Raw genomic sequence first — 11,566 nt, forward strand, 5'->3', positions numbered from 1 at the left:
GGCCATCACAATCGGTAAGCCGGACTGAAAGACGATTTCCGCCGCTTCCGGGTCGACAAAGATGTTGAACTCCGCCGCAGGCGTCCAGTTCCCCAGCCCCATGGCCCCGCCCATAATCACAATACGGGCAATTTTATTATGCAGCTCAGGATGGCTGTTCAGCAGCAGCGCAACGTTGGTTTGCGGTCCGGTTGCCACCAGCGTTACCGGTTCCGCGCTTTCGCGCAGCACCTTCGCCATCAGCTCGACGGCGGTACAGTTTTGCGGCGTGAAACCCGGCTCCGGCAGTGCCGGACCATCCAGCCCGCTTTCACCATGAACGTTGTCGGCAATAATCAGCTCGCGCATCAGCGGCTTCACGGCCCCGCCGGCGACAGGAATATCGGTGCGTTTGAGCAGCGTGAGCATGCGCAGCACGTTGCGCAGGGTTTTGTCAGGCGTCTGGTTTCCGGCGGATGAAGTGACGGCTTTTACCACGAGTTCAGGGGAGGCAAGAGCGAGGACGAGCGCGATCGCGTCGTCATGACCCGGATCGCAATCGAGAATAATAGGCTGTGCCATAGCGTTCTCCATACGTAGCGTTATTTTGTGACAAGGTTAACGCTGCAATGTGACGCCGACGAGAGGAACTGAGCGAAAGCGTGAAGCAGTGCGCAATCCGCAGATTGCGCACCGGGAAGGTTAGTGCAGGATTTTCGCAAGGAAATCTTTCGCACGCTCGGATTTCGGGTTAGCGAAGAACTCTTCTTTCGGTGAGTCTTCGACAATTTTCCCTTCGTCCATGAAGATCACGCGGTTGGCCACTTTACGGGCGAAGCCCATTTCATGGGTCACCACCATCATGGTCATCCCTTCGTGCGCCAGCTCGACCATTACGTCCAGCACTTCGTTGATCATCTCTGGATCGAGCGCCGACGTTGGCTCATCAAACAGCATTGCCACCGGATCCATACACAGCGCGCGGGCGATCGCCACACGCTGCTGTTGGCCGCCAGAAAGCTGTGCCGGGAACTTATCGGCATGCGCCGAAAGCCCAACGCGTTCCAGGAGTTTCAGACCTTTCTCGCGCGACGCTTTTTTATCACGCTTAAGCACTTTTACCTGCGCCAGCGTCAGGTTCTCAATAATGGAGAGGTGAGGGAATAGCTCAAAGTGCTGGAACACCATGCCAACGTGAGAGCGAAGCTGAGCGAGGTTGGTTTTCTTGTCGTTGACCTTGGTGCCGTTGACGACGATCTCACCCTGCTGCACCGGCTCCAGTCCGTTGACGGTTTTGATCAGCGTCGATTTACCGGAGCCGGACGGCCCGCACACTACCACCACGTCGCCTTTCTTGACTTCGGTGGAGCAGTCGGTCAGCACCTGAAAGTGCCCATACCATTTAGAAACATTTTTCAGGGAAATCATTATACCGTCCTTTTCTTCAGCCAGCTGACCAACAGCGACGCGCTTAAACTAATCACAAAATAGACCGCACCCGCAAAGAGCACCATTTCGACCTGCGTACCATCACGTTCACCGATGGTTGACGCGGTACGGAAGAAGTCTGCCAGACTCAGAACGTAGACCAGGGAGGTATCCTGGAACAGCACGATGCCCTGGGTCAGCAGGAGCGGAACCATGGCGCGAAACGCCTGCGGCAGAATAATGAGCTGCATGGACTGCCAGTGCGTCATTCCCAGCGCCAGCGCGGCGCTGGATTGCCCGCGGGAGATACTCTGAATGCCCGCTCGGATAATTTCTGAGTAGTAAGCGGCCTCGAACATTGAGAACGCCACCATGGCGGAGATCAGACGGATATCGGTTTTCGGCGACAGCCCCAGCACGTTCTGCAGGAAACCGGGCACAATCAGGTAAAACCACAGCAGCACCATCACCAGCGGGATGGAACGGAACACGTTAACGTAGGCGGTCGCAAACCAGGCGAGCGGCTTAAAGCTCGACAGGCGCATGACGGCCAGCAGGGTGCCCCAGACGATACCAATGATGATGGCAATAACGGTGATTTTTAAGGTAATCACCAGGCCATCAAGCAGGTAAGGCATGGATGGAACGATAGAACTCCAGTCAAATTCGTACATTATTTGCCCCCCAGATTACCCGGCAGGCGGATTTTGCGTTCAACCAGGTTCATCACCAGCATGATGAAAGCGTTAATCAGAACATACGCGAGCGTAATCGCGGTGAAGGATTCCCACGCGTGAGCGGAGTAATCCAGCAGCTTGCCCGCCTGCGCGGCCATATCCACCAAGCCGATAGTTGAGGCGATGGCCGAGTTTTTCACCAGGTTCATCATCTCAGAGGTCATCGGTGGAACGATAACGCGGTAGGCGTTAGGCAGCAGCACGTAGCGGTAGGTTTGGGGCAGCGTCAGGCCCATTGCCAGGCCCGCGTTTTTTTGTCCGCGCGGCAATGACTGAATGGCGGCACGCACCTGCTCGCAAACGCGCGCAGCGGTAAACAGCCCCAGACACATCATGGAGGAGACAAAGAACTGCACGTTCGGATCCAGCTCAGACTTGAACCACATGCCAATATTTTCCGGCAGCAGTTCCGGGATGACCAGATACCAGGTAAAGAATTGCACGATCAGCGGAACGTTACGGAACAGTTCCACATACAGGGTGCCAAGCGTTGAAAGAAAACGGTTAGGGACGGTGCGCAGAATACCGAACAAAGAACCGACAAGAAACGCGATAATCCACGCCGTTATCGATAGTGCCACGGTGACCTGAAAGCCGCTCCACAGCCAGCCAAGATAGGTGGTGTTGCCGAACGGGGCTTGTTGCAGGAATATGCCCCAGTTCCAGTCTATTGACATAATAAACTCCAGAAAAAAAAGGGTAGCAGCGCTACCCTCGAAGATTGGTGAGAAGCTCATTTTTCGCGCTGAGTGGGGAACGACCACTCAACGTATAGTCTGTCCATGCTTCCCGACAATCGAGAGGGCAGGAGATCCCGCCCCTGTAGTTCTAATTAGTTAAAAGCCTTGTCATTTGGTGATTTGAACAGCGCTTTCATGTCGTCAGACAGTTCAAAATTCATGTTCAGGTTTTTTGGTGGAATCGGGTTCTTGAACCACTTGTCGAACCATTTCTCCGCTTCGCCGGAGGTCTGCACCTGAGCGATGGTGTCATCGATCAGCTTTTTGAACTGCGGGTCGTCTTTACGCAGCATACAGCCGTAGGCTTCTTTGGACTGCGCGGTACCGACGATATCCCAGTTGTCTGGTTTTTTCGCTTTCGCACGTTCGCCCGCCAGCAGAGCATCATCCATCATAAACGCGACGGCACGACCGCTTTCCAGGGTACGGAAGGAGTCGCCATGGTCTTTCGCGCTGATGATGCGCATATCCATTTTCTTCTCGTCGTTCAGCTTGTGCAGCAGCACTTCTGACGTCGTACCAGAGGTCACAACAACCGCTTTGCCTTTCAGGTCAGCGAAGTCTTTGATCTCGCCGCCTTTCTTCGTCAGCAGACGGGTGCCCACGACAAAGATAGTGTCAGAGAATGCTGCCTGTTTCTGACGCTCGAGGTTGTTGGTGGTGGAGCCACACTCGAAGTCAAAGGTGCCGTTTTGCAGCAGTGGAATACGGTTCTGTGAAGTGATTGGGATCAGCTTCACCTGCAGGTCAGGTTTGTTCAGCTTTTTCTTCACAGCTTCAACGATGGCGTTGGAGTAATCCTGTGAATAGCCCACGACTTTTTGCGTGTTGTCGTAGTAAGAGAACGGGACAGAAGATTCACGGTGGCCGACCACGATGACGCCGTTTTTGGCAATCTTGTCGAGAGTGCTGCCTGCTGCCGGAGCATCTTCAGCGTGAACCACGCCTGCAGACATTCCCATAACCAGCATTGCTGTGGCCAGTTTACGTAATTGCATACCCAACTCCTTTTTTATCAGCGCCAGCGACGCATTGATACCCATTGTGATGTTGTTATATCTCGCGCAGTGCGAGTGCAGTGTTATGCAAGCTTGTTAACATTTAGTCTGGCTTAATGTAAAGATTTTGCTGCGTTATTGTTTATTTTTGCGAAGCGCGCCGCACCATTCAGAGGCAAATATCTCCCGTTGCACCGTTTCGGTGCTACCGATGATCTACGCTGGTGCGACAAAGTTGCACGTTAAGCCAAACTGCGTTTACCTGAATAAACAAAGCAATAGGCGTGCCAGAATGGGAGTCTGGAGAAAATTGTCGGGTGGCGGCTACGCCACCCGACAACAGAAGGAAAGGTTATTTACGACGCTGACGCAGGCTCATCAGCACCGCGCCAAAGCCGAACAGCGCGGTCAGTACCCACAGCGGCCAGTTGCCGGTGCGCGCGTATGGCGTCAGCCCCGTGGTTGGCGTGACTTTAGTGGTCAGTACCTCGCGGGTAAACTGCGGGATCATTGCCTGAATTTCACCCTGCGGACCAATCACGGCCGTGATGCCGTTGTTGGTACTGCGCAGCAGCGGACGCGCCAGCTCCAGGGAGCGCATGCGTGCCATCTGGAAGTGCTGCCACGGGCCGATTGACTTACCAAACCAGGCATCGTTAGAGATGGTCAGCAGATAGTCCGTATCCGGGCGGAAGTTATCGCGCACCTGCTCGCCGAGGATGATTTCGTAGCAGATGGCCGCCGTCAGGGCAGCGCCGTGCGCGTGCAGCTGAGGCTGTACGTACGGGCCGCGGCTGAAAGAGGACATCGGCAGGTCAAAGAACGGGGCCAGCGGGCGCAGAATCGACTCCAGCGGGACAAATTCACCAAACGGCACCAGGTGGTTCTTGTTGTACCGGTCAGTGGAGTGGTAGCTGTACTCGCTGTCTTTCCCGAGCGTAATGATGCTGTTGTAGGTGTCGTAGCGGTTGTGCTGATTCAGACGCGCATCGACAATCCCGGTGATCAGCGTGCTGCCCCGAGCCAGCAGCAGGTCGTTCATCATGTTGAGGAACGGCTGCTGGTTGAGCTCCAGATCGGGAATGGCAGACTCCGGCCAGATAATCAGCTGTGATTTTCCCATCACCTCTTCGGTGGCGTTGGCGTAGATCTTCAGCGTATTCAGCAGTTCTTTCTCGTCCCACTTCATGGACTGCGGGATGTTCCCCTGCACCATGGAAACCTGCAGGGTGCGCTCTGGCTCGGGCGTGAACCACTGGATATAGCACAGCGGGAAGGGCAGGGCAAACAGCACCAGCGCCACAGCCAGCGGCTTCCAGCAGCGTGTGACCAGCGCTAATACCAGCAGGCCGCTCACCACCATCAGCAGGAAGTTAATGGCCTCAACGCCCATGACCGGCGCCAGCCCCTTCAGCGGGCCGTCAATCTGGCTGTAGCCGAACTGTAGCCACGGGAAGCCCGTCAGCACCCAGCCGCGCAGGAACTCGGTTATCTGCCAGACTACCGGCGCGGCAATGGCGACGCGCAGCCAGGTGGTTTTTGGCCACAGGCGAGAAAGGATGCCGGCGAACAGACCGGTATAGAGCGAGAGATACGCGGCGAGCAATACCACCAGGAAGACGTTTACCGGGCCAGGCATACCGCCAAACTGGGCGATGCTGACATAGACCCAGTTGATACCTGAGCCAAACAGCCCCAGCCCCCAGAAGTAACCGATGGCAGCAGCCTGTACCGGACGACGATTCAGGGTCAGGCCCTGAAGCCCCATCAGGGAGAGAATGGCGGCGGGCCAGATATCGTAAGGAGAAAAAGCCAGCGTACCGCTGGCTCCGAGTAACAGCGCCAGCAGCAAACGGACGCGCTGGCGTTCAAGCAGTGGGGCAAATGCCATTTACATTAATCTTCCAGTTTTGGCACCGGTGAGTCGTCCGGCGTTCTGACGTGAACCTGTATAATACGTCGGCTGTCGGCCATTGCCACTTTGAACTGGTAACCGTCGATGTCAACGGTCTCACCGCGCGCCGGGAGGTGGCCAAAGGCCTGCATCACCAGCCCGCCAATGGTATCGACCTCTTCATCGCTGAAGTGGGTACCGAAGGCGTCGTTGAAGTCCTCGATGGAGGCCAGCGCGCGCACGGTCCAGGTGTGGCGGCTAAGCTGACGGAAGTCGATATCTTCTTCTTCGTCGTACTCGTCTTCGATTTCGCCCACGATCAGCTCAAGAATATCCTCGATCGTGACCAGACCGGAAACGCCACCAAACTCATCAATAACAATCGCCATGTGGTAACGCTGAGAGCGAAATTCTTTCAGCATCCGATCCACACGTTTACTTTCCGGCACAACCACGGCCTGGCGTAACACTTTTTCCATGCTGAAGGCTTCGGCATCGCTGCGCATAAACGGCAGCAGATCTTTGGCCATCAAAATCCCTTCGATGTGATCTTTGTCTTCGCTGATGACCGGGAAACGCGAGTGGGCGGATTCGATGATCACATCGAGGCACTCGTCCAGAGTCTGGTTACGTTTCAGGGTGATCATCTGCGAGCGGGGGATCATGATATCGCGAACGCGCTGGTCGGCGATGTCCATAACCCCTTCGAGCATTTCACGCGTATCTTCGTCGATAAGGTCGTTCTGCCCGGAATCACGAATCAGCTCCAGCAGTTCATCACGGTTTTTGGGTTCGCCGTGGAAAAGCTGGTTCAGAATGAGGGAGAAAAATCCCTTTTTACTGGTTGTCGTGTCGCTACTGTGTGAATTGTCGTCGCTCATGGCGTTTGTTAAGGGTTCTCTTGTTGGTTCAACGTTTACCGCCACGCGATATCCTTTCGTGGCGGCATGTGAGTCCGTCAGGTGACGGACTATTCTTTCTCGGCAATGTACGGATCCTCATAGCCCAGAGCAAGCATTATCTCTGTCTCGAGGGACTCCATCTCTTCCGCTTCGTCATCTTCAATGTGATCGTAGCCGAGCAGATGCAGGCTGCCGTGTACCACCATATGCGCCCAGTGGGCCTCAAGCGGCTTTTGCTGCTCTTTCGCTTCCTGTTCAACCACCTGACGGCAGATGATCAGATCGCCCAGCAGCGGCATCTCAATGCCCGGAGGCGATTCAAACGGGAAAGAGAGCACGTTGGTCGGCTTATCTTTCCCGCGATAGGTCAGGTTAAGCTCATGGCTTTCTGCTTCATCCACCAGGCGAATCGTCACTTCTGATTCTTCCTGAAACTGGGGGATTACCGCATCCAGCCATTTCTGAAACTGTGCCTCATCTGGCATGCCGGAATTGTCTTCACAGGCCAGCTGTAAATCGAGGATCACCTGACTCATTTCTGTTCTTGCTCCTGCGCTTCGCGCTTACGTTCTGCGGCCAGTTCGGCCTTACGCTTCTGATCCGCCTCTTCCCAGGCTTCATAGGCGTTAACGATACGCGCGACCACCGGGTGGCGTACCACGTCTTCACTGTGGAAGAAGTTAAAGCTGATTTCGTCGACCTCGGCCAGCACCTCAATCGCGTGGCGCAGGCCTGATTTGGTGCTGCGCGGCAGGTCGATCTGGGTGACGTCACCGGTAATGACCGCTTTCGAGTTAAAGCCGATACGCGTCAGGAACATCTTCATCTGTTCGATGGTGGTGTTCTGGCTCTCATCGAGAATGATGAACGCATCGTTCAGCGTACGACCGCGCATGTAGGCGAGCGGGGCCACTTCGATAACGTTACGCTCAATGAGCTTCTCAACCTTCTCAAAGCCGAGCATCTCGAATAGCGCATCGTATAAAGGACGCAGATACGGGTCGACCTTTTGACTCAGATCGCCAGGCAGGAAGCCCAGCTTTTCGCCCGCTTCGACGGCGGGGCGGGTCAGCAGGATGCGACGGATCTCCTGGCGTTCCAGCGCATCTACCGCAGCGGCAACGGCCAGATAGGTTTTACCTGTACCCGCCGGACCCACGCCGAAGGTGATATCGTGGTCGAGGATATTGGCGATGTACTGCGCCTGGTTTGGCGTACGCGGCTTAATGACGCCACGTTTGGTCTTGATATTGATTGCCTTACCGTAGTCCGGCACGCTTTCCGCGCTTTGCTCAAGCACGCGCGCCTCTTTAATGGCGAGGTGAATTTGTTCCGGTTCGATATCCTGAATTTCGCCGCGCATCGGGGAGGTATCAACATACAGGCTACGCAGAATGTCCGCAGCGGCGTTGACGCAGATAGGGCGTCCGGTAAGTTTGAAATGATTATCGCGACGATTGATTTCGATACCCAGACGTCGCTCCAGTTGTTTGATGTTGTCATCAAACGGCCCGCACAGGCTCAGCAGGCGAGCGTTGTCTGCTGGCTCAAGGCTAATTTCACGCGTATCTATATTCAAACTGTTCCTCTTTAATTGGTTAACTGACCCATTGCGATAGGGCGTAATAAAACGGTCATTACCGAAATTATTCACGCCACAGGATAAAGGCGCAAGCGTTGCGGAAGATATTGGGGACGATGAGAGGAAATACAAGGCCTGCCGGAAAGGCAGGCCAGGAGGATTAAGGCTGGTAAATCCCCACGCCAGAATCGTTTTCTTTACGGGTACGAGAGATCACGGATTCCGGTGACTCGGCAATACGCAGCCCCATTTCGTCCTCGGTGCGTACCAGCTTCGCGCGCAGCGAGTTGGTCAGCACTTCAACAATTTCGACGTCCACGAATTTACCGATCATATCCGGGGTGCCTTCAAAGTTCACCACGCGGTTGTTTTCGGTACGACCGGAGAGTTCCATAATGCTCTTGCGGGAGGTGCCTTCCACCAGAATGCGCTGAACGGTGCCGAGCATACGACGGCTCCACGCATTGGCCTGCTGGTTAATACGCTCCTGCAGAATATACAGACGCTGCTTTTTCTCTTCTTCCGGCACATCGTCAACCATATCGGCCGCAGGTGTTCCAGGACGCGCAGAGAAGATGAAGCTGTAGCTGACGTCAAAATTCACTTCACCGATGAGCTTCATGGTGCGCTCGAAGTCATCAGCGGTTTCGCCAGGGAAGCCGACGATAAAGTCGGAGCTGATCTGGATATCCGGACGCGCTTCACGCAGCTTACGAATGGTGGACTTGTACTCCAGCACCGTATGCGGGCGGCCCATCAGGTTCAGCACGCGGTCAGAGCCACACTGAATCGGCAGGTGCAGGAAGCTCACCAGCTCTGGCGTATCGCGATACACGTCAATGATGTCGTCGGTAAACTCCATCGGATGACTGGTGGTAAAGCGAATGCGGTCGATGCCGTCAATCGCGGCCACCAGACGCAGCAGCTCGGCAAAGCTGCCGGTGGTGCCGTCGTAGTTTTCCCCGCGCCAGGCGTTAACGTTCTGGCCCAGCAGGTTCACTTCGCGAACGCCCTGCGCGGCAAGCTGCGCAATTTCAAACAGAATATCGTCTGCCGGACGGCTGACTTCTTCACCGCGGGTGTAAGGCACCACGCAGTAAGTGCAGTATTTGTTGCAGCCTTCCATGATGGAGACGAAGGCGGTCGGGCCATCGGCGCGCGGCTCCGGCAGACGGTCAAACTTTTCGATTTCCGGGAAGCTCACGTCAACGACCGGGCTACGGTTGCCGCGAACCTGATTGATCATCTCCGGCAGGCGGTGCAGGGTCTGAGGGCCAAAGACAATATCCACATACGGGGCTCTCTGGCGGATCAGCTTACCTTCCTGCGACGCGACGCAGCCACCCACGCCGATGATCAGGTCCGGATTTTTTCGCTTGAGAAGCTTCCAGCGGCCTAACACGTGAAAGACTTTTTCCTGCGCTTTTTCACGGATCGAACAGGTGTTCAGCAGCAGAACGTCTGCTTCTTTCACATTTTCTGTCAGCTGGTATCCGTGGGTTGAATCCAGCAGATCGGCCATCTTGGATGAATCGTATTCGTTCATCTGACAGCCCCAGGTTTTTATATGGAGTTTTTTAGTCATCGACTTGCTCAGCTCAGGATTGCAAGCCGCGTATTGTAATGCTTTGGTGGGGTTGTGACCAGTATGAAGGTTATGTGTCTCAGGACCGCAAAAATCCGGTAAACTTAAGGGATTCTCCAATAAGGAAAATTGACCATGACACTCCTACACACCGAAGTTGCCGTTGTCGGCGGCGGTATGGTCGGCGGCGCGCTGGCGCTGGGGCTGGCGCAGCAGGGATTTGAGGTAACGGTAATCGAACAGGCTGCTCCACCGGCCTTCGATCCCGCCAGCAAACCGGATGTGCGCATTTCCGCGATCAGCGCGGCGTCCGTCGATCTGCTGCGCGGGCTGGGCGTCTGGGAGGCGGTGCTGGCGATGCGCGCCCATCCTTACAGCCGTCTTGAAACCTGGGAGTGGGAAAATGCCCACGTCGCGTTTGATGCCGCTGAGCTGAAGCTGCCGCGCCTGGGTTATATGGTGGAAAACAACGTGCTCCAGCAGGCGCTCTGGCAGGCGCTGGAGGCGCACCCGAAGGTGACGCTGCGCGTTCCGGCGTCGATTAAGGCTCTGCATCCTCACGAGAGCGGGTATTTGCTGACGCTCGACAGCGGCGATGAACTGGCCGTGAAGCTCGTCGTCGGAGCGGACGGCGCTAACTCGCAGGTCAGACAGATGGCGGGAATTGGCGTTCATGCCTGGCAGTATGAGCAGTCCTGCATGCTGATTACCGCCGAGTGCGAGAATGCGCCGGGAGAAAGCACGTGGCAGCACTTTACGCCGAATGGCCCGCATGCGTTTTTACCGCTGTTTGATAACTGGGCATCCCTGGTCTGGTACGACAAACCGGCACGCATTCGCCAGCTGCAGGGGCTTTCAATGGAACAATTGCAGCGGGAAATTCGCCTGCATTTTCCGAGCCGTCTGGGCAACGTTACGCCGGTGGCTGCCGGGGCGTTTCCCCTCACGCGGCGCCATGCTTTGCAGTATGCCCGTGAAGGGCTGGCGCTGGTGGGCGATGCAGCGCACACCATTCATCCGCTGGCCGGGCAGGGCGTGAATCTGGGGTACCGTGATGTCGATGCGTTACTGGATGTGCTGAGCAGCGCCCGCGGGCACGCGGAAAACTGGGCCAGCCATCAGATTCTCAAGCGTTACCAGACGCGGCGCATGGCGGATAACTTTATTATGCAGTCGGGGATGGATCTGTTCTATGCCGGGTTCAGCAATGACTTAGCCCCGGTGCGCATTCTGCGTAATATTGGATTGATGGCAGCGGAGCGTGCCGGCGGTCTGAAACGTCAGGCGCTGAAATACGCCTTAGGACTTTAGTTTTCATTCCCTCTCCCCGTGGGAGAGGGGCAGGGTGAGGGCAACAGGCCGCACAATACTAACAACAAAAACAAAAAAGCCCGCAGAGCGGGCTTTTTTGTTACTTAAGTGGCTGGGGTGCAGGGATTCGAACCCCGGAATGCTGGTATCAGAAACCAGAGCCTTACCGCTTGGCGACACCCCAATTGCGTTAAACAAACTGCTTAACGACTTTTTAAATTGGCTGGGGTACGAGGATTCGAACCTCGGAATGCCGGAATCAGAATCCGGTGCCTTACCGCTTGGCGATACCCCAACAATTTGTCTTGATTACCGAAAAATCGACAATCTTAATTTGGTGGCTACGACGGGATTCGAACCTGTGACCCCATCATTATGAGTGATGTGCTCTAACCAACTGAGCTACGTAG

Annotated in this window: 11 protein-coding genes and 2 tRNA genes; 1 reads left to right on the plus strand and 12 read right to left on the minus strand. The window is 55.6% G+C overall.

Translation table 11 applies throughout. The features are described 5' to 3' along the window. The 10 genes from DEO48_RS09310 to miaB form a co-directional block, all read right to left on the minus strand. Positions 1 to 561: nucleoside hydrolase (locus DEO48_RS09310; RefSeq protein WP_181366988.1), on the minus strand; the 561-nt coding region annotated here is incomplete at its 3' end. A 120-nt stretch (positions 562 to 681) separates the two neighbouring features. After that, the gene (locus tag DEO48_RS09315; RefSeq protein WP_014883001.1) at positions 682 to 1,407 is read right to left on the minus strand and encodes an amino acid ABC transporter ATP-binding protein; all 726 of its coding nucleotides are present in this window, start codon (positions 1,405 to 1,407) and stop codon (positions 682 to 684) included. Continuing rightward, positions 1,407 to 2,081, minus strand: a complete 675-nt coding sequence (gene gltK / locus DEO48_RS09320) for a glutamate/aspartate ABC transporter permease GltK (protein WP_014883002.1) — start codon at positions 2,079 to 2,081, stop codon at positions 1,407 to 1,409. The genes DEO48_RS09315 and gltK overlap by 1 nt, the downstream gene beginning before the upstream one ends. Continuing rightward, positions 2,081 to 2,821: an amino acid ABC transporter permease gene (locus DEO48_RS09325; protein ID WP_023310756.1), complete on the minus strand. Its 741-nt coding sequence runs from the start codon at positions 2,819 to 2,821 to the stop codon at positions 2,081 to 2,083. Before DEO48_RS09325 ends, gltK begins: the two co-directional genes overlap by 1 nt. A gap of 155 nt (positions 2,822 to 2,976) precedes the next feature. Beyond that, positions 2,977 to 3,882, minus strand: a complete 906-nt coding sequence (locus DEO48_RS09330) for an amino acid ABC transporter substrate-binding protein (protein ID WP_146198256.1) — start codon at positions 3,880 to 3,882, stop codon at positions 2,977 to 2,979. 352 nt (positions 3,883 to 4,234) lie between these two features. Then, positions 4,235 to 5,773, minus strand: coding sequence for an apolipoprotein N-acyltransferase (lnt, locus tag DEO48_RS09335; protein ID WP_109844989.1), 1,539 nt, complete (start codon positions 5,771 to 5,773; stop codon positions 4,235 to 4,237). A 5-nt stretch (positions 5,774 to 5,778) separates the two neighbouring features. Then, a complete protein-coding gene (gene corC / locus DEO48_RS09340) occupies positions 5,779 to 6,657 on the minus strand; it encodes a CNNM family magnesium/cobalt transport protein CorC (RefSeq protein WP_021242574.1) in 879 nt (292 codons plus the stop codon). An 89-nt stretch (positions 6,658 to 6,746) separates the two neighbouring features. Beyond that, positions 6,747 to 7,214 (minus strand): rRNA maturation RNase YbeY, encoded by a 468-nt coding sequence (gene ybeY, locus DEO48_RS09345; RefSeq protein WP_109844990.1) that lies wholly within the window; start codon positions 7,212 to 7,214, stop codon positions 6,747 to 6,749. Continuing rightward, a complete protein-coding gene (locus tag DEO48_RS09350; RefSeq protein ID WP_008501053.1) occupies positions 7,211 to 8,257 on the minus strand; it encodes a PhoH family protein in 1,047 nt (348 codons plus the stop codon). The genes ybeY and DEO48_RS09350 overlap by 4 nt, the downstream gene beginning before the upstream one ends. A 163-nt stretch (positions 8,258 to 8,420) precedes the next feature. After that, positions 8,421 to 9,845 carry a tRNA (N6-isopentenyl adenosine(37)-C2)-methylthiotransferase MiaB gene (gene miaB, locus DEO48_RS09355; protein ID WP_032641703.1) on the minus strand — a complete coding sequence of 475 codons (1,425 nt, stop codon included), beginning with the start codon at positions 9,843 to 9,845 and terminating at the stop codon, positions 8,421 to 8,423. Between the two features lie 135 nt (positions 9,846 to 9,980). Here miaB and ubiF point away from each other — a divergent pair, with 135 nt between their 5' ends. After that, positions 9,981 to 11,156 (plus strand): 3-demethoxyubiquinol 3-hydroxylase, encoded by a 1,176-nt coding sequence (gene ubiF, locus DEO48_RS09360; RefSeq protein ID WP_045402162.1) that lies wholly within the window; start codon positions 9,981 to 9,983, stop codon positions 11,154 to 11,156. 109 nt (positions 11,157 to 11,265) lie between these two features. On the opposite strand, the gene DEO48_RS09365 is transcribed toward ubiF, so the two are convergent. Both DEO48_RS09365 and DEO48_RS09370 read right to left on the minus strand, forming a co-directional pair. Further along, positions 11,266 to 11,340 (minus strand) — tRNA-Gln (locus DEO48_RS09365). A 36-nt stretch (positions 11,341 to 11,376) separates the two neighbouring features. Beyond that, positions 11,377 to 11,451, minus strand: a tRNA-Gln gene (locus tag DEO48_RS09370). Between the last annotated feature and the right edge of the window lie 115 nt (positions 11,452 to 11,566).

Origin of the sequence: Enterobacter sp. CGMCC 5087 (assembly GCF_003144775.1) — a bacterium.
GTDB lineage: Bacteria > Pseudomonadota > Gammaproteobacteria > Enterobacterales > Enterobacteriaceae > Enterobacter > Enterobacter cloacae_M.

Bases quoted from the DNA above. Each gene is read 5' to 3' on its own strand.
- DEO48_RS09315 (WP_014883001.1), bottom strand. From the start codon at position 1,407: ATGATTTCCCTGAAAAATGTTTCTAAATGGTATGGGCACTTTCAGGTG.
- gltK (WP_014883002.1), bottom strand. From the start codon at position 2,081: ATGTACGAATTTGACTGGAGTTCTATCGTTCCATCCATGCCTTACCTG.
- DEO48_RS09325 (WP_023310756.1), bottom strand. From the start codon at position 2,821: ATGTCAATAGACTGGAACTGGGGCATATTCCTGCAACAAGCCCCGTTC.
- DEO48_RS09330 (WP_146198256.1), bottom strand. From the start codon at position 3,882: ATGCAATTACGTAAACTGGCCACAGCAATGCTGGTTATGGGAATGTCT.
- lnt (WP_109844989.1), bottom strand. From the start codon at position 5,773: ATGGCATTTGCCCCACTGCTTGAACGCCAGCGCGTCCGTTTGCTGCTG.
- corC (WP_021242574.1), bottom strand. From the start codon at position 6,657: ATGAGCGACGACAATTCACACAGTAGCGACACGACAACCAGTAAAAAG.
- ybeY (WP_109844990.1), bottom strand. From the start codon at position 7,214: ATGAGTCAGGTGATCCTCGATTTACAGCTGGCCTGTGAAGACAATTCC.
- miaB (WP_032641703.1), bottom strand. From the start codon at position 9,845: ATGACTAAAAAACTCCATATAAAAACCTGGGGCTGTCAGATGAACGAA.
- ubiF (WP_045402162.1), top strand. From the start codon at position 9,981: ATGACACTCCTACACACCGAAGTTGCCGTTGTCGGCGGCGGTATGGTC.